At 69.8% G+C, this 17,841-nt stretch carries 16 protein-coding genes and 1 pseudogene; 6 read left to right on the forward strand and 11 right to left on the reverse strand.

The window, feature by feature from the left end:
* Positions 1–31 precede the first annotated feature (31 nt).
* From ACVNF4_RS10680 to ACVNF4_RS10705, 6 genes are all read left to right on the forward strand, one after another.
* Positions 32–1,297 carry an MFS transporter gene (locus ACVNF4_RS10680; RefSeq protein WP_461802489.1) on the forward strand — a complete coding sequence of 422 codons (1,266 nt, stop codon included), beginning with the start codon at positions 32–34 and terminating at the stop codon, positions 1,295–1,297.
* A gap of 171 nt (positions 1,298–1,468) precedes the next feature.
* Positions 1,469–2,476, forward strand: coding sequence for a sigma-70 family RNA polymerase sigma factor (locus ACVNF4_RS10685; RefSeq protein ID WP_461802490.1), 1,008 nt, complete (start codon positions 1,469–1,471; stop codon positions 2,474–2,476).
* 90 nt (positions 2,477–2,566) lie between these two features.
* Positions 2,567–2,713: a hypothetical protein gene (locus ACVNF4_RS10690; protein ID WP_461802491.1), complete on the forward strand. Its 147-nt coding sequence runs from the start codon at positions 2,567–2,569 to the stop codon at positions 2,711–2,713.
* Between the two features lie 361 nt (positions 2,714–3,074).
* A complete protein-coding gene (locus tag ACVNF4_RS10695; RefSeq protein WP_461802492.1) occupies positions 3,075–3,473 on the forward strand; it encodes a hypothetical protein in 399 nt (132 codons plus the stop codon).
* Entirely contained in the window at positions 3,470–5,293 is a 1,824-nt protein-coding gene (locus ACVNF4_RS10700) for a GMC family oxidoreductase (protein WP_461802493.1), read from the forward strand. Before ACVNF4_RS10695 ends, ACVNF4_RS10700 begins: the two co-directional genes overlap by 4 nt.
* Positions 5,290–6,135: a hypothetical protein gene (locus tag ACVNF4_RS10705; protein WP_461802494.1), complete on the forward strand. Its 846-nt coding sequence runs from the start codon at positions 5,290–5,292 to the stop codon at positions 6,133–6,135. The genes ACVNF4_RS10700 and ACVNF4_RS10705 overlap by 4 nt, the downstream gene beginning before the upstream one ends.
* Here the strand turns inward: ACVNF4_RS10705 and ACVNF4_RS10710 are convergent.
* The 11 genes and pseudogenes from ACVNF4_RS10710 to ACVNF4_RS10760 form a co-directional block, all read right to left on the reverse strand.
* Positions 6,126–6,680: a Uma2 family endonuclease gene (locus ACVNF4_RS10710; RefSeq protein WP_461802495.1), complete on the reverse strand. Its 555-nt coding sequence runs from the start codon at positions 6,678–6,680 to the stop codon at positions 6,126–6,128. The genes ACVNF4_RS10705 and ACVNF4_RS10710 overlap by 10 nt on opposite strands.
* Positions 6,677–7,261, reverse strand: a complete 585-nt coding sequence (locus tag ACVNF4_RS10715; protein WP_461802496.1) for a Uma2 family endonuclease — start codon at positions 7,259–7,261, stop codon at positions 6,677–6,679. The genes ACVNF4_RS10710 and ACVNF4_RS10715 overlap by 4 nt, the downstream gene beginning before the upstream one ends.
* An 85-nt stretch (positions 7,262–7,346) precedes the next feature.
* Positions 7,347–8,630 carry a thymidine phosphorylase gene (locus tag ACVNF4_RS10720; RefSeq protein ID WP_461802497.1) on the reverse strand — a complete coding sequence of 428 codons (1,284 nt, stop codon included), beginning with the start codon at positions 8,628–8,630 and terminating at the stop codon, positions 7,347–7,349.
* Between the two features lie 69 nt (positions 8,631–8,699).
* A complete protein-coding gene (locus tag ACVNF4_RS10725; RefSeq protein WP_461802498.1) occupies positions 8,700–9,089 on the reverse strand; it encodes a cytidine deaminase in 390 nt (129 codons plus the stop codon).
* Positions 9,086–10,348, reverse strand: coding sequence for an ABC transporter permease (locus ACVNF4_RS10730; protein ID WP_461802499.1), 1,263 nt, complete (start codon positions 10,346–10,348; stop codon positions 9,086–9,088). Before ACVNF4_RS10730 ends, ACVNF4_RS10725 begins: the two co-directional genes overlap by 4 nt.
* Positions 10,348–11,469 carry an ABC transporter permease gene (locus ACVNF4_RS10735; RefSeq protein WP_461802500.1) on the reverse strand — a complete coding sequence of 374 codons (1,122 nt, stop codon included), beginning with the start codon at positions 11,467–11,469 and terminating at the stop codon, positions 10,348–10,350. The genes ACVNF4_RS10730 and ACVNF4_RS10735 overlap by 1 nt, the downstream gene beginning before the upstream one ends.
* Positions 11,466–13,112 carry an ABC transporter ATP-binding protein gene (locus tag ACVNF4_RS10740; protein WP_461802504.1) on the reverse strand — a complete coding sequence of 549 codons (1,647 nt, stop codon included), beginning with the start codon at positions 13,110–13,112 and terminating at the stop codon, positions 11,466–11,468. Before ACVNF4_RS10740 ends, ACVNF4_RS10735 begins: the two co-directional genes overlap by 4 nt.
* 195 nt (positions 13,113–13,307) lie before the next feature.
* Entirely contained in the window at positions 13,308–14,363 is a 1,056-nt protein-coding gene (locus ACVNF4_RS10745; protein ID WP_461802501.1) for a BMP family lipoprotein, read from the reverse strand.
* A gap of 190 nt (positions 14,364–14,553) precedes the next feature.
* Positions 14,554–15,636, reverse strand: a complete 1,083-nt coding sequence (locus ACVNF4_RS10750) for a BMP family lipoprotein (RefSeq protein ID WP_461802502.1) — start codon at positions 15,634–15,636, stop codon at positions 14,554–14,556.
* A 245-nt stretch (positions 15,637–15,881) separates the two neighbouring features.
* The gene (locus ACVNF4_RS10755) at positions 15,882–17,180 is read right to left on the reverse strand and encodes an amidohydrolase (RefSeq protein ID WP_461802503.1); all 1,299 of its coding nucleotides are present in this window, start codon (positions 17,178–17,180) and stop codon (positions 15,882–15,884) included.
* A 203-nt stretch (positions 17,181–17,383) separates the two neighbouring features.
* Positions 17,384–17,841, reverse strand: a pseudogene (locus ACVNF4_RS10760) (hypothetical protein); the annotation flags it as partial.

The raw sequence follows: 17,841 nt of genomic DNA on the forward strand, positions 1-17,841 counted from the left end.
CGCATGAACCCGTAGTACCTACGGTCGAGACATGCCTTCCGCAAGTACCGAGGCGCCCGCCACCACGGGCGCCCGCGCAGCTGTCCCCACCTCCGACTCACGTATGACGCCCGGCGGTCCCGGCTACCGCCGGATGAGCCTCGCCCTGTTCCTCGCGGGCGTCGCGACCTTCGCGCTGCTGTACTCCACGCAGGCTCTTCTCCCGTTGATCTCGGGCGAGTTCGGGGTCGCGGCGAGCGACGCGAGCTGGACGGTGGCGGCGGCGACCGGCGGTCTCGCCCTGTTCGTCCTGCCGATGAGCGCGCTCTCGGAGCGGTTCGGGCGGCGGACGGTCATGACGGCGTCGCTGGCCGTCGCGGTGACCGTCGGGCTGCTGGTCCCGTTCGCGCCGTCGCTGGGGGCGCTGGTGGTACTACGGGGTGTACAGGGTGCGGCCCTTGCGGGTCTGCCCGCGTCCGCGACCGCGTACCTCGCGGAGGAGGTCCGGCCGAAGGCGCTCGTCACGGCGATCGGGCTGTTCGTCGCCGGGAACAGCGTCGGCGGGATGAGCGGGCGCGTCATCACCGGGTGGGTCGCGCAGGAGTGGGGCTGGCGGGTCGCCGTCGGGGTGATCGGGGGGCTCGCGGTGGTGTGCGCGGTCGCGTTCCGCGCGCTGCTGCCCGCTCCGCGCCACTTCACGCCGGGGTCGCTGCGGCCTCGGGTGCTGCTGAGCACCGTCCGCACGCATCTCGCGAACCCGCTGCTGCGGCGGCTGTACGCGATCGGCGCGCTGTTCATGACGGTCTTCGGTGGCGTGTACACGGTCATCGGCTACCGGCTGACCGAGGGCCCGTTCTCCCTCCCGCAGGGCATCGTGGGGTCGATCTTCCTGGTGTACCTCGTGGGGACGGTGTCGGCGTCGACCGCCGGGCGGCTGGTCGGCCGGGTCGGGCGCCGGGGCGCGCTGTACCTCGCGGGCGGGACGACGACGGCGGGGCTGCTGCTGTCGCTCGCCGGGTCGCTGCCCGTCGTCCTGCTCGGGCTGGTCCTGATCACCGCCGGGTTCTTCGCGGGGCACGCGGTGGCGTCGTCGGCGGTGAGCAGGACGGCGACGAGCGGGCGGGCGCAGGCGTCGGCGCTGTACCAGTCGGCGTACTACATCGGCTCCAGCGCGGGTTCGACCGTCGGGGCCGTCGCCTTCCATGCCGGCGGGTGGGCCGGGACCGTCGCGGTGGGGTTGTTCGCGGTGGCCGGGGTCGTGTCGATCACGGTGCTGGGGACGCGGGCGGCGCGGCGGGAAGTGCTGGCGACGGCGTAGGGGTGAGGCGGCCGGGGCCGGTGTTGTCATGGCCGCCCCTCGCCGCCTCTTGTCTCGCTGACCTGCGGATCTGTCAAGTCCAGGGGTGATTGTCAGTGGGGTGCGGTAGCTTCCGAGGTGGTGGGACGCGACAGCGCGTGACACGGAAGCCACAGGGGTGGGTGGACAAGGATGAGTGACGGTACGACGGCGGTGGCCGACCTCGACATGAGGCTGGAGAAGCACCGGGTCGAGCTGACCGGGTACTGCTACCGGATGCTGGGCTCGACGTTCGAGGCGGAGGACGCCGTCCAGGACACGCTGGTGCGGGCCTGGCGGAGTTACGAGAAGTTCGAGGGGCGCGCGAGCCTCAGGTCGTGGCTGTACCGCATCGCCACGAACGTCTGCCTGGACATGCTGAACGCGGGGAACAAGCGGGCCCGCCCGATCGACCTCAGCGAGGCGACGCCCCTCGCGCAGGCCGCGCTCTCCCCCCGCCCCGAGAACACCTGGCTGGAGCCGATCCCGGACGCCCGCGCCCTGCCCACCGTCGAGGACCCGGCGGAGGCTGCCGTGGCCAAGGAGTCCATCCGGCTGGCGTTCATGGCGGCGCTCCAGCAGTTGCCGCCGAAGCAGCGGGCCGTCCTCATCCTGCGTGAGGTCCTGGCGTGGAAGGCCAGCGAGGTCGCCGAGCTGCTCGACACGTCCGTCGCGTCGGTGAACAGCGCCCTCCAGCGGGCCCGCGCGACGCTCGCGGAGCAGCCCGAGGACCGGGGCGCCTCGGCGGACGTCTTCAACTCCCTCGACGAGGAGCAGAAGAAACTCCTGGAGCGTTACGTCGCCGCCTTCGAGGGCTACGACATGACGGCCCTCACGGCGCTGCTCCACGAAGACGCGATCATGACGATGCCGCCGTTCGACCTGTGGCTCACCGGCCACGCGGACATCACCGGCTTCATGACGACGCTCGGCAGCGGCTGCGAGAACTCCCGGCTCTTCCCGGTCCAGGTCAACGGCCTCCCCGGCTTCGCCCACTACAAGCCCGACCCGGAGGCGGGCGGCTGGTCCGCCTGGTCCGTCCAGGTCCTGGAGATCTCCGACGGCCGCCTAACCGGCTTCCACTTCTACCTCGACGTCCCCCGCTGGTTCCCCCTGTTCGGCTTCCCCCTCCACCTCAAGGACGAGACCGACCAGCCCTAGCAGTGCGGTGAACGCCGGGTCGGGGGATCTCAGCCGGATCCGTCCCCCGGCCCGCTTGGCCGCGAGCTGCGTCCTCGCGACCGCCTCCACATGCGCCAGCTTCGGCGGCCCGAGTCCGGCCACGTCCACGACGACCACCTCCACTCCGGCCACCTCCATCAGCCCCCTCACCTCGTCCTGGGTGAGGGGGCCGGTCAGCTTGACTACGGGGAGTTCTTCGGGGTCCACGTGCGGTAGACCCCGCCGGGGTGCTCAACTCATCGCCGCGGGCCCATCGGGTTTCACCGGTGGCGCAGCGCCACGAACGGTGACTCACTGACGCGGCCCACTTCATTTCCGGCGAGAGGGTGCCGATTCGCGTCAGGTTTCCCTGTACTTAACCGTTCACCGGCCGACAGAGCCGAAACGCCCGCCCATCCCTGGCACGATCGCAACGCCGCGACATGCGAGGCGAGTCGGGAACGGACACCAGGAGCGGGAGCCGGGCTCCTGGGCCGAGCCGTCGCCGTCGCGCGCGGACTCCGACATAAGCTCTCATTTCCGGCTGCATACGAGCGAAACGGAATGCCTCATGGGTAAAAGGGGCACTACTGCCCTCGTGCAGACAAATGACCAGACAGCCGAATTCATCGCGCTGTCACAGGAGTTGACCGGTTTCGCCCCGGAGGCACTGCGGGGGACGGGACTCGTCGAGACCTACCTGTCCGTGGCCGCGGAGCACCTGGGCAGGGAGCGGTTAGGGCGGCTGCTGGAGGTGAGCGGGCGCCCGCCCGGGGAGTTGGACGACGACCTGCTCGACGCCGCCCGCACCCTCACCCACCTCTGGTACACGGGGAGTTGGCCCAAACCGTCGCCCTTCGTGGTGTCGCCGCGCGCCTACGCGGAGGGGCTGGCCTGGAAGGCGGCGGGGATCGCCGCGCCGGCCACGACGCCGGGTGGGTACGGGAGTTGGGCCACCGCTCCGGCGTCCGGCCCCTCCCGGGCAGGTGTCCGGTGAGCCGCTACGACGTGATCGTCGTCGGCGCCGGTATCGCGGGGTCGCTCGTGGCGAAGGAGTTGGGGCGCCGGGGGCGTCGCGTGCTGGTGCTGGAGGCCGGGGAGCGTGCCGTCGACCCCGCGCGAGCCCACCGTGAGGCCCTCGACCGGTACGCGATGGCGTCCGCGAAGGTGCCGGGCTCCGCGCACCGGCCGCACCCCGCCGTCGGCTGGCCGGAGGTCACCGACGTGACGGGGACGGACAGCGAGCCGGGGTTCCGAGCGGACGGGCATCTGCTCCAGGACGGCCGGCTCCCGTACGCCAGCGGGTATGTCAGGGCCAACGGCGGCACCGGGAACGTCTGGACCGGGCTCGCGCCGCGCATGCTGCCGGAGGACTTCGACACCGAGGCGTTCGGGTACGGCCGTCGCTGGCCGGTCGGTTATGCCGACCTGGAGTCCGACTACCGTGCGGCGGAACGGGAGTTGGGTGTGGCCGCCGACATCGACGAGCAACGCGCGCACGTCGGGCTCGACTTCCCCGAGGACTACACCTTCCCCATGCGGGCCCTGCCCTCCAGCCACCTGGACCGTCTCTTCGCGACGAGCCTCGACGGGCGGCGCGTCCAGGATCCGGTGACGCTGAGCGACGTCGAACTCCGGGTGGTCGGTACCCCGCAGGCCCGCAACAGCGTGCCGGACCCGGGTTACGACGGCGGGCGCGGGTACGTGCCGCTCGGTGCCGAGGGGCGGCCCGACCCGGACAGCCGGTGTGTCGGCAACGCGACGTGCATCCCGCACTGCCCGTCGTACGCGAAGTACACGCCGCTCAAGACGCAAGGGCAGTGGGGGAGTTCGGTCACGCTGGTGGACCGGGCCGTCGTCAGCCGGGTGCTCGTCGACGGCAACGGCCGTGCCACAGGCGTCGATTACCTCTCCTACGACGGCCGGACCACGCGGGTGCGCGCCGACGTCGTCGTCCTCGCCGCGCACGCCATCGAGAACGCGCGGCTGCTGCTCATCAACCAACTCGCCGACAGCAGCGGGCAGTTGGGGCGGAATCTGATGGATCACCCGGTGCTGCTGACCTGGGGGCTCATGCCGGAGGCGGTCGGTCCCTACCGGGGGCCCGGGTCCACCTCGGGGTTCGAGGGGTTCCGGGCCGGGCCCGAACGGCGGGACCGGGCGCCGTTCCGGATCGAGATCGGCAACTGGGGGTGGGTGTGGGCCACCGGGCCGGTGGACGGGGACGTCGCTCAACTCCTGCGCGAGAAGGGCCTGTTCGGGGCCGAGTTGCGGCGTGCCGTCGGGGACCGGGTGAGCCGTCAGTTCGCCTTGCAGTTCGAGATGGAGCAGGGTGCCGACCCCGCCAACCGGGTCACCCTCCACCCCCGCGCGCGCGACGCGCTCGGACTGCCCCTCCCCCAGGTCACCTACGACCTGTCGGACCACGTCAAAGAGGGTATGGCCGCCGCCAAGCGCGCGTCCGACCAGATCTTCGCGCTGCTCGGCGCCGAGGACCACACCGACTACGCGCCCGCGGCGGCCTGGCCGGGCCGGTTCGAACACGAGGGCCGCGTCTACGGCTATCGCGGCGCCGGGCACGCCGCCGGCACCCACATCATGGGGGACTCGCCCGGCACCTCGGTCGTCGACTCGTGGCAGCGGTGCTGGGACCATCCCGGCCTGTACGCCGTGGGCTGCGGCAGCATGCCGTCCGTCGCCACGTCCAATCCGACGCTGACCATGGCCGCGCTCGCGCTGCGCAGTGTTCGGCGCATCGAGGCCGACCTCGCCGAGCGGGACCGGCCCGCCGCCCTCACCCCAGGAGTGCCCGCATGAGCCCGCTGCCCCTGCCGCCCGTCGCCGAGCCGTTCCAACTCCCCTTCCACTACGGGGCGTTGCACAACGTCGGCGTCGACTGGCTGACCGACGCGGAACCGGTCCGCGACCTTCTGGCCGAACACCATCCCGCGCTGACCGCCGCCACCTTCGGCGGGCGGGCCCTCGTCTCCCTCAACTACCAGCTGTACTTCGCGCAGTACGCGTTCGGCGGTGGTGTCACCCAGGAGATCGAGTACAACATCGTCGCCTTCCCCACCGCCCAGGCGGACCGCGTCCCCGAACTCACCTACGCGCAGTACGCCCAGGGCTGGGACCAGACCAAACTCCTCGGCATCGCCCGCATCCACGTCGTCTGCGACAACCCGTACGCCATCACCGCCGGCCGCGAGCTGTACGCCGAGCCGAAGTTCCCGGGCTGGTTCGAGGTCGACCTGCCGTCCCTCAACGGGCCGGCGGGCGAAACCTGGACGGTCCACTGCAAGGCCGCCGAGGTGGCGGCGGGCGGCGTACTGATCCGCGAGGAGAAGCAACTCGTCTCCCTGACCGCCGAGTTGGACGGCCTGACACCGACCCCCGCCAACAACACCCCCATCACCGGCTACGGCACCGACCCCACCGGCCGTGCCCTCGCCGGTCCCATGAACGTCTACCACCCCTACCGCTGGTACGACCTGACCGACACCAACCGCATCCACCTCACCGTCCACGCCCCCGACACCGACCTCGGCCACAACATCCACCAACTCCTGACCGACACCCCCGCCACCGGCGCCTGGACCTACCAGTCCCCTCCGGTGGCGGCCCACAACCGGCCCTATTACCTGGGGCCTCAGACCTGACCGAGGTCGATCTCCACCGGGAAGGGAGCCGCCGCCTTGAGGACTCCGGTGCACATGTCCCCGTCCCGGTAGGTCTTCGTCGCCGGGTCGAGAACGTAGGTGTACACGAGAGGAACCCCCGTCGCCGCCTGCTCGATCCGCCAGTAGAAACCGATGCCTGCCTTGGCGTACTGGTCGACCTTCACGATCCGGTCAGTGGTCTCCGACCCCGGCGACACGACCTCCGCGACCAGCAGCACGTGTTCGGGGCGGGTGGGGGTGACGTCGATCGTGTCCGCGCGGTACACGACGACGTCCGGGCGGCGGTTGGTGAGCGGGACGTCTTGAAGTCGGACGGCGAAGCCAGTGTCCGCGTTCCACTCCGGGCCCGAGGCGGCGTCCAGGGCGTTTGCCAGAATCCGGGCCAGCCGACTGCGCCGCTTGGACGCGCTCGGGGTGACGACCACCATCCCGTACACGACCTCGACACCGGCACGCTGTTCCTCGGACCAGGAGTCGTACTCCTCGGCCGTGATCTGCTCAGGCGATCCGCTCCAACAGCTCACCGGTGCGGAAAATCCGAGGTGTCGAGCGTGAGGTTGAAAGGCTTGGGCAAGTCGATCGGGTCGCCGAACTTGCCCGCCTTCAGGACCCGGTAGACGTCGTTCTGCGGTTCGCCGTAGAGGGTGATCGTGGGACCGCCGTCCGCCCAGCGGTCGACGAGCAGGTACAGCGGGATGCCTGCGGTGGCATAGGCGGCGGGCTTGCTCACCCGGTCGTGCCGGGCGTTGGACTTGGACGTCACCTCGACGACGAGTTCCGCGAGCGCGGCCGGGACGTACGCGTCCGTCTCAAGGTCCTCCTGCTCCGGCATCACGACCATGTCGGGGATCAGCATCCCCAAGCGCGACGGCACAGCGATGGCCAGCGTCTGGTAGATACCCCAGTCCTCGGGGATCACCGAGTAAAGACGGCGTTGAATACGTTCCGCGATCACGTTGTGGCGGTATGCGGGAGCGGGTGACACGGTGATGATCCCCTCGATGATCTCCACCTTGCTGCCCTCGGGCCATTCCATCTCCCCCCAGAACCGGACAAGGTTGTCCCAGCTCTGCTCGGGGTCGTGGCCCACGGTGAGTGCGCTCATGGCGATCTCCTATTCGGTGTGTCACCGATCCCAGCATGCCGAACGGGACCGGTGACGGTCCACCGGTCCCGCTCACCCGAAAGGGTCAGGCGATCCGCTCCAGCACCACCGGCGAAGCCGAGAAAGCCGTCCCGGGCGCCGCGATGTCGTACGAACCCTCGATCGCCTCAAGGGCGTAGTCGAAGCGGTCCGGGGTGTCGGTGTGGAGGGTCAGCAGGGGCTGGCCGGCGGTGATCAGGTCGCCCGGCTTGGCGTGCATCTCCACGCCCGCGCCCGCCTGGACGGGGTCCTCCTTGCGAGCGCGACCGGCGCCCAGGCGCCAGGCGGCGAGGCCGATGTCGTAGGCGTCGAGGCGGGTCAGGACGCCGGAGGAGGCGGCCGTGATCACGTGCTGTTCGCGGGCGACCGGCAGCGCCGCGTCCGGGTCGCCGCCCTGGGCCGAGATCATCCGGCGCCAGACGTCCATCGCGGAGCCGTCGGCGAGGGCCTTGGCCGGGTCGGCGTCGCGGACGCCGGCCGCGTCCAGCATTTCGCGGGCCAGGGCGATGGTCAGCTCGACGACGTCCGAGGGGCCGCCGCCCGCGAGGACCTCGACGGATTCGCGGACCTCAAGGGCGTTGCCGGCCGTGAGACCCAGGGGGGTGGACATGTCCGTGAGCAGCGCGACCGTCTTCACCCCGTGGTCCGTGCCGAGGCCGACCATCGTGGAGGCCAGCTCGCGGGCGTCCTCGATGGTCTTCATGAACGCGCCGGTGCCGACCTTGACGTCCAGGACCAGCGAACCCGTGCCCTCGGCGATCTTCTTGGACATGATCGAGGAGGCGATCAGCGGAATCGCCTCGACGGTGCCCGTGACGTCGCGCAGGGCGTACAGCTTCTTGTCGGCGGGGGCGAGGCCGTCACCCGCCGCGCAGATCACCGCGCCCGTGCCCTCCAGCACGGACAGCATCTCCTCGTTGGACAGCAGCGCGCGCCACCCCGGGATGGACTCCAGCTTGTCCAGCGTGCCGCCGGTGTGGCCGAGCCCGCGGCCCGAGAGCTGGGGGACGGCCGCGCCGCACGCGGCGACCAGCGGCGCCAGCGGGAGCGTGATCTTGTCGCCGACGCCGCCCGTGGAGTGCTTGTCGGCCGTCGGACGGGAGAGCGACGAGAAGTCCATACGCTCGCCGGACGCGATCATCGCGGCGGTCCAGCGGGCGATCTCGCGGCGGGTCATGCCGTTGAGGAGGATGGCCATGGCGAGCGAGGACATCTGCTCGTCGGCGACCTCGCCCCGGGTGTACGCGTCGATGACCCAGTCGATCTGCTGGTCGGTGAGTTCGGCGCGGTCCCGCTTGGTGCGGATGACGGAGATGACGTCCATGGCCATGTGGTGCTGGTTCCTTCCGAAGGAAGTGCGGCCCCCCTGACACCTGAAGAAAGGGGGACCGCACGGGAGTTACTTGGTGAGGTGTCCGGGGCCGAAGGCCTGGGGGAGCATCTCGGAGAGGGGGAGGATCCCCTCGGGGGTCTCCAGCAGGAGATCGGGGCCGCCGTGCTCGTACAGCAGCTGACGGCAGCGTCCGCAGGGGACGAGGATGTCGCCGCTGCCGTCGACGCAGGTGAAGTGGGTCAGCCGGCCGCCGCCCGTGCGGTGCAGCTCCGACACGAGCCCGCACTCCGCGCACAGGCCGAGGCCGTACGACGCGTTCTCCACGTTGCAGCCGGAGATCGTGCGGCCGTCGTCGACGAGGGCGGCGACCCCTACGGGATACCCCGAGTAGGGGGCGTACGCACGGGACATCGCCTCCTGGGCGACCCCCCTCAACTGCTCCCAGTCGACGCTCACTTGCCCTGCCCCTTCCGGTACGGCAGCCCGTCCGCCTTCGGCATCCGCAGGCGCTGTGCGGAGAAGGAGAGGACGAGGAGGGTGACGAGGTAGGGCGCGGCGGTGACGAGCTGGCGGGGAACCTCGTCCGTGTTGGCGTACCAGACGAACATCACGACGGAGATCACGAGGGAAATCGCGGCCGAGACGTACTTCTTGCGGAACACCTGGTACGCCGCCGCCGCGACCAGCACCAGCGCGAGCAGCAGGAGCAGCGCGTGGACGTTGGTCGTGCCGCCCCGGAGGTTGAGGCTGTCGGTGTAGCCGAAGAGGCCGGCGCCGAGGGCGAGGCCGCCCGGCATCCAGTTGCCGAAGATCATGGCCGCGAGGCCGATGTAACCGCGCCCGGCGGTCTGGCCGTCGAGGTACACGTTCGACGCGACGATCGACAGGAACGCCCCGCCGAGGCCCGCGAAACCACCCGAGATGATGACCGCGAGGTACTTGTACTTGTACACGTTGACGCCGAGGGACTCGGCCGCGACCGGGTTCTCGCCGCAGGACCGCAGCCGCAGCCCGAAGGCCGTCCGCCACAGCACCCACCAGGTCACGGGGACGAGCGCGACGGCGACGACCGTCAGCGGGGACAGGTTCGTCACCAGACCGCCGACGAGGCCCGCGATGTCGGAGATCAGGAACCAGTGCTTGTCGTTGAGGGTCTCCAGCCAGCTGGAGAGGCCCGGGATGTCGAAGTTGCCGAGCGAGTCGATCGGCGGGGACTGCTTGGAGGAGCCCTGCGGGGCGCCCTCGAAGGTGAACTTCGACAGGTAGCGGGTCAGGCCGAGGGCCAGGATGTTCAGCGCCACACCGGAGACGATGTGGTTGACGTTGAAGGTGACGGTGGCGATCGCGTGCAGGACGGCGCCGAGCGCGCCGCCGAGGATGCCGAAGACGACACCGACCCACGGGCCCCACTGGTAGCCCGCCCAGGCACCGAACCAGGTGCCGAGGATCATCATGCCTTCGAGGCCGATGTTGACGACGCCGGCCCGCTCGGCCCACAGGCCACCGAGCCCGGCGAGGCCGATCGGCACGGCGAGGCGCAGGGCCGTCGACATCTGGCCGGTGGAGGTGATGCCGTCGGCGCCGGAGATCAGGCGGACGATCGAGGTCAGGACCAGCACGCCCGCGATGATCAGCAGGAGGACCGGCAGGGAGATACGGCGGCTGCCCTTGCCGGGCTGCTTCGCCTGGGGCTTGGCGACGGTCGCGGTGGCCATCAGACCGCCACCTCCTTCTTGACGTTCTGAGCGGCTTCGGCGGCGAGCTGCGCGCCGACCTGCTTCTGCTGGCGGCGCAGACCCCACTGCCGTACGGCCTCGTAGCTGATGACGACGGCGAAGACGATCAGGCCCTGCATGATCGTGGCGATCTCCTTCTCGTACGCCACCGGCATGGCGTAGTCGAGGGCGGGGGACGCCTTGTCGAGGAAGGCCCACAGCAGCGCGGCGAGCGCGATGCCGCCGGGGTTGTTGCGGCCGAGGAGGGCGATGCCGATGGCGGTGAAGCCGAGGCCCGCCGGGAAGCTCAGGCTGTAGGTGTGCGCGTCGCCGAGCAGCAGCGGGAGGCCGGAGATGCCGGCGACGGCGCCGGAGACCAGCATCGCCGTGATGACCATCCGCTTGGCGTCGACGCCGGACGCGGCGGCGGCCGTCTCCGACTCGCCGGTGGCGCGCAGGTCGAAGCCGAAGCGGGTGCGGTTGAGGACGAGCCAGTACGCGACGCCGAGGGCCGCCGCGAGGAAGACGAGGCCGTAGATCTCGCCGACGTCCGCGCCGAGGTTGATGCCGGGCATCCAGCCGGAGTCCTTCATGACCCCGGTCGTGACGTTGTCACCGACGAGGACGCCGAAGTTGTCGCGCAGGGTGAGGTACCCGATGAGGCTGGTCGCGATGGAGTTCAGCATGATCGTCGCGACGACCTCGGAGACACCCCGGGTGACCTTGAGGACGCCCGCGATACCCGCCCACATCGCGCCGGTCAGCGCGCCGACCAGGAGCAGCAGCGGGATCTGGAGGAACCCCGGGAGCGCGACGTGCGCGCCGACGATCGCCGTCACCAGGGCGCCGAGGCGGTACTGGCCGTCGACGCCGATGTTGAAGAGGTTCATGCGGAAGCCGAGGGCGACCGCGAGGGCGGCGATGTAGTACATCGACGCCTGGTTGATGATCAGGACCTGGATGTCGGAGTAGGGGATCTGCTCCAGCATCAGCCGGTACGGCTCGATCGGGTTCTTGCCGGAGGCGAGCAGCACGACCGAGGTCAGCAGGATCGCCGCGACGAGCGCGATGACCGGACCGGCCACCGCGAGGAGCACGCGCTCCTTGTCGAACTTCTTCATCGGGCGTCGGTCTCCCCTTCGGTGGCTTCAGCTTCTTCCATGTGCTCCAGGTGTCCGCTGGCGGCGCCGGTCATCGCCGACCCCAGCTCCTCCGGAGTGATCGTCGCCGGGTCCGCGTCGGCGACCAGCTTGCCGTCGTAGATGACGCGGAGCGTGTCGGACAGGCCGATCAGTTCGTCGAGGTCGGCGGAGATCAGGAGGACGGCGAGGCCCTCGCGGCGGGCCTCGCGGATGCGGTCCCAGATCTGGGCCTGCGCGCCGACGTCCACGCCGCGCGTGGGGTGCGCGGCGATCAGGAACTTCGGGTCGTGGCTCATCTCGCGCCCGACGATCAGCTTCTGCTGGTTGCCGCCGGAGAGGGAGGCGGCGGTGACGTCGATGCCGGGGGTGCGGACGTCGTACTCCTCGACGATCCGGCGGGTGTCGGCCTGGGCGCCCTTGGGGTCGAGCCAGAAGCCCTTCGCGTTGGGCTTCTCGGTGACGTGGCCGAGGATGCGGTTCTCCCAGAGGGGGGACTCCAGGAGGAGGCCCTGGCGGTGGCGGTCCTCGGGGATGTAGCCGACGCCGGACTCGCGGCGCTTGCGGGTGGGCCAGGGGGTGATGTCCTCGCCGAGGAACGCGACCGTCCCGGAGTCGGCGTTCTTCGTGCCGATCAGCGCGTCGATCAGCTCCGTCTGGCCGTTGCCCTCGACGCCGGCGATGCCCATGACCTCGCCGGCGTGGATGGTGAAGGTGACGTCGTCCAGGACCTTCTTGACCTCGCCGGTGGCGGGCTGGCCCTCCACGCCGGACGAGGCGCCGAGGGAGGCGCCGCCGGCCGCGTACACCGTGAGGCCCTCGACACGGAGGACGGCCCGGTCGGTGACCGTCGACTCGGAGGTCTCCGGGGTGGGCAGCTCGCTGCCGACCATCAGCTCGGCGAGCTGGCGGGGGGTCGTCTCGGCGGGGATCGCCGTCCCGACGGTCGTCCCGCGCCGGATGACGGTGATGTCGTCCGCGACGGAGAGGACCTCGCCGAGCTTGTGGCTGATGAAGATGACCGAGAGGCCCTCGGACTTCAGCTCGCGGAGGTTGCCGAAGAGGGCGTCGACCTCCTGGGGGACGAGGACGGCGGTCGGCTCGTCGAGGATGAGGGTGCGGGCGCCTCGGAAGAGGACCTTGAGGATCTCGACGCGCTGGCGTTCGGCGACGCCGAGGTCCTCGACGAGCGCGTCGGGGCGGACGCCGAGGCCGTAGCGGTCCGAGATCTCCTTGATCTTCTTGCGGGCGCCGGCGCCGATCCCGTACAGCTTCTCGCTGCCGAGGACGACGTTCTCCAGCACCGTGAGGTTGTCGGCCAGCATGAAGTGCTGGTGGACCATGCCGATGCCGCGCGCGATGGCGTCGCCGGGGCTGTTGAAGGCGACCGTCTCGCCGTCGACCGTGATCGTGCCCTCGTCCGGCTTCTGCATGCCGTAGAGGATCTTCATCAGCGTCGACTTGCCGGCCCCGTTCTCGCCGACCAGGGCGTGCACGGTGCCCTTCTTGACGGTCAGGTGGATGTCGTGGTTGGCCACGACCCCGGGGAACCGCTTCGTGATGCCCGCCAGCTCGACCGCGGTCTGCGACTCTGCGGTGGGCGGAGGGCTGCTGGACGCGTCGATGGCGCACTCTCCTTGAGAAAGGGGCCATCTACGCGCGTAGCGCCCCTACTTTAAATAGAGCCCGGATCCGATCGATTGTTTTCGGCCTCGATCCGTTCCGAGCATTGTGCCGCGCGAACGGGGTGCAGGGAGACGAACCTCCACGCACCCCGTCGCTGAGCGGTAACGGTGTCATCACGACACCCGTGACCGGTGTCAGACAGTCGTCTTGACGACGATCTTCCCGGACTTGATGCCCTCTTCCGCCTTCTTCACCGCGTCCTGGATGGCCGCGTCGTCCGCGAACTTCGGGTTGGAGTTCGAGAGGGAGACGCCGCCGTTGGTGAGGGAGCCGCGGATCTCGCCGGACTGCGGCTTGCCGTCGTGGACGGACTTGGCGAGGTCGTACACCGCGCCCTCGACGTTCTTCATGGCCGAGGTCAGGATGGACGCCTTGTAGGCGGCCAGCGCGGTCTGGTTGTACTGGTCGGAGTCGACGCCGATCGCCCAGATCTTCTTGGCCGCGGCGGCCTTGATGACGCCCTGGCCGGAGAGGCCGGCGGCGGCGTAGATGACGTCGGCGCCGCCGTCGATCTGGCCGTCGGCCGCGGACTCACCCTTGTCGGGGCTGGAGAAGCCACCCTCGGCGGCGGTCTCGGTCAGGTACTGCGACTTGACCTTGACGCTTTTGTCCGTGTCCGTGACACCCTGCCGGAAGCCCGCCTCGAACTTCTGGATCAGCGGCACGTTCACGCCACCGACGAAGCCGACGGTCTTGGACTTGGTGGCCTTCGCGGCGGCGACACCCGCGAGGTAGGACGCCTGCTCCTCGTGGAAGACGAGGTCGGCGACGTTCGCGGCCTTGATCGTGTTGTCGTCGACGATGCCGAAGGTGACCTTCGGGTACTTCGCCGCGACCTCCTTGACGGCCGGCGCGTAGGCGTAGCCGACGCCGATGACAGGGTTGTAGCCCTGCTTCGCGAGGCTCTCCAGGCGCTGCGTCTTGTCCGCGTCCGACTCGCCGTCCTGCGGCTCGACCGCGTTGGACTTGTAGCCGAACTCCTTGTCGGCCTTGTCCATACCGGCGGTCGCGGCGTCGTTGAAGGACTGGTCGCCCTTGCCACCGACGTCGTACGCCAGCGCGAGGCCGAGGTTCTTCTTCTCACCTGCGGACGACGTGGACGACGTGGACGAGCTTCCGCAGGCGGAAACGGTCACGGCGAGTGCTGCGGTACAGACACCCGCGAGCGTGAGACGGGAAACCCGGCGCATGGTGCGAGACTCCTTTGTGCAGGCGCCCTATACCAGGCGCTGGTTCCGCGGCAGCGTAACGCGCGTAGACCGGCAGGAAAAACCCTTCTGTCCGGTCCGTTACCGAGCTGTGGCCACATTCTGGTTTCAGATTACGGACAGCAATACGCCCCTCGCTTCACGCGAGGGGCGTATGGGTGAAAGAAGAAGATCACTTGGTGATCTTGACGGTCACCTTGCCGTCGACAATGTCCTTCTTTGCCTGGTCCACGGCGGCCACGACGTCCTTCATCGCCTTGTACTTCGGGTTGGTGTCGGAGAAGCCGACGCCGTCGTTGGAGAGGGAGCCGCGGATCTCGCCGGACTGCGGCTTGCCGTCGACGACCGACTTCACCAGGTCGTACACCGCGCCGCCGACGTTCTTGGTGGCGGAGCCGAGGATGAAGTCCTTGTACGCGGCCAGCGCGGACTGGCTGTACTGGTCGGAGTCGACGCCGATCGCCCAGACCTTCTTGGCGGCGGCCTCGCTGATGATGCCCTGGTTGGAGAGGCCGGCCGCGCCGTAGATGACGTCCGCGCCCGCGTCGATCTGGCCGCTCGCCCCCGCCTTGCCCTTGTCGGGGCTGGAGAAGCCGCCCTCGGCGGGGGTCTCGGTCAGGTACTGCGACTCGATCTTGATGGACTTGTCGACGGACTGCACGCCCTGGACGAAGCCCGCCTCGAACTTGTGGATCAGCGGGATGTTGACGCCGCCGATGAAGCCGACGTGCTTCTTCTTGGTGGCCTTGGCCGCGGCGACGCCCGCGAGGTACGAGCCCTGCTCCTCGTGGAAGACCATGTCGGCGACGTTCTTCGCCTTGGCCGTGTCGTCGTCGATGATCCCGAAGGTGGTGTTCGGGAACTTCGCGGAGACCTCCTTGACGGCAGGACCGTAGACGAAGCCGACGCCGATCACCGGGTTGTAGCCGGCCTGCGCGAGCTGGGTGAGCCGCTGGATCTTGTCCGCGCTCGACTCGCCGTCCTGCGGCTCGACGTCCCGGCCGGGGATCTTGAAGTCGGTCATGGCCTTCTGCATGCCCGCGTACGCCGCGTCGTTGAAGGACTGGTCGCCCTTGCCGCCGATGTCGTACGCGAGGCCGACGCCCTTGCCGGCGTAGCCGCCCGCCGAGGAACCGCTTGCTTCCGGTTTCTTGGAGTTCGAGCTGGTGCTGGACTCGCCACAGGCCGTGGCGGCGAACGCGAGGGCGGCCACGACCGCGGCGACCTGGGTCCCTCTGGATATCCGATGACGCATGACGAGTCCCCTCACATGGTGGAGCCCTCCGTGAAGGCTCCCCCAACAAGCCGTTCTCGGTGGCGATTTCGGGCACCGTAACGCGCGTAGAAGAGGAGAGGAACGGGGTTTCTCCCGGCCGTTACCGATTCGTGCCGAGCCCGCGTTACGGCTGCGCACAGGGGGTTACGGCGAGGTGACGGGGTACGACAAAGGGGCGCTTTCCGGAACTCGGTGATTCCGGGGCGCCCCTTCGCGGAAAGCGGTTACGCCGTCCTCGTCACCGCGTCCAGCAGCGCGGCGGCGGTGAACAGCTCGACGCCGACGGTGATGGCGTGCTCGTCCGCGTCGAAGTTCCCCTGATGCAGGTCGCGCACGGTCCGCTCACCCGGCGTGCGCACGCCGAGACGGGCCATCGCGCCGGGGACGTGCTCCAGGTACCAGGAGAAGTCCTCGCCGCCGAGGCTCTGTTCGGTGGACTCGACGGACTCCGCGCCGCGCCGCGCCGTCATCGCGTCCCTCAACAGGCCGGTGACTTCGGGGTCGTTGACGACCGGGGGGACGCCCCGGACGTAGTTGATCTCCGACTTGGCGTGGTGCATGTTCGCGACCTCGTCGATCGCGGCGACGACGATGTCCGGGGCCTGCCGCCACGCCTCGATGTCGAGGCAGCGGACCGTGCCGGACAGCTCCGCGTGCTGCGGGATCACGTTCGGCGCGTGCCCGCACTCGATCCGGCCCCACGTGACGGCGAGCCCGGCGCGGGTGTCGACACGCCGTCCGACCAGGGCGGGGACGTCGGTGGCGACGCGCGCGGCGGCGGTGACGAGGTCGGTCGTGAGGTGAGGGCGGGCGGTGTGGCCGCCCGGACCGTCCAGCGCGATCTCCAGCCGGTCGCAGGCGGAGGTGATGGCGCCCTCCCGGATGCCGATCTTCCCCGCGTCGACCCTGGGGTCGCAGTGCACGGCGACGATCCTTCCGACGCCCTCCAGCACCCCGTCCTCGATCGCGTCCGCCGCGCCGCCGGGGAGGATCTCCTCGGCGGGCTGGAAGATCAGCCGCACGGGGCGGGGGAGCTTCCCCTGCCGGTGCAGCTCCGCGAGGACCAGGCCGGCGCCGAGGACGACGGTGGTGTGGACGTCGTGGCCGCAGGCGTGGGCTCGGTCGGGGACCGTCGAGCGGTAGGTGCAGGTCGACTTGGTGTCGGGGATGGGGAGGGCGTCGATGTCGGCGCGGAGGGCGAAGAGGCCCGGGGAATCGGCGGGGGTGGTCACGCCGGGGGTCTTGGCGCCGGAGTTTTTGGCACCGAGTCTGCCGTCGGACACCGGACCCTTGTCGATGCCGATGTCGCAGACCAGTCCCGTGCCCCCCGAGAGGACGCGTGGCTTCAGGCCGGCCTTCTCCAGGCGGGCCTTGATCGCGGCCGTCGTGCGGAACTCCTGGTTGCCGAGCTCGGGGTGCATGTGCACGTCGCGGCGGAAGGCGACGAGTTCGGCGAACAGGGCCTCCGGAAGGACGCCGGGGAGCGGCGATTCGCCGGCCGGGTCTTCGGACTCTCGGGACATCAGTTGCTTCACCCTCTGAAGGGTAGGACGCCGAGGTGGTCAACTGACCCGTGAACCACAAAACTTCAGCCCGTCAGGCGAAGAAAAGTGGCCGCGCGGCGCATGGCTGGCAGGGCGGATGGGTAGACTCGCCCGCTCTTGCGAGGGGTACCGCAGGGGGCGATCCGCAAACCCGTCCGGGGTTTCCCGGACCACCACCCTTATCACGAGGACTCGACAGTCCGCGGTTCCTGTCCATCTGATGAAACCGGTTGCTCTGCGGTTACTTGGCGTAGCGGCCTGCTCCAGAGCAGGGTCACCGCGAGGAGCGCCGCGAGCGGGGGCAGCCACGGCAGGATACCGTTGCCGGACAACGGGCCGATGATCAACCCCGTTGTGGCAGCGGTGAGTTGGAGTGCCAGCGACTGGACGGAGAGCGCGGTGGCGCGGCGGTCGTCCGGGACGCGGTGGTGCAGGAGGTCGTTGAGGTTCGGGTTGACGACACCGAGAGTGACGTAGAACAACCCGTACCCCGCGAGAGCTACGGCGTTCGGACCGGCCCCGAGCAGGAGCAGCGCGCCCGTCGCGAGCGCCGTCGCCGTCATCACGAGCGTCGTGCCGAACGCCCAGCCGAAGACGAAGCGTTGGTGCTCGCCGAGTTGGACGCCGGTCATGCCGACGA

This window comes from Streptomyces sp. S6, assembly GCF_054880855.1.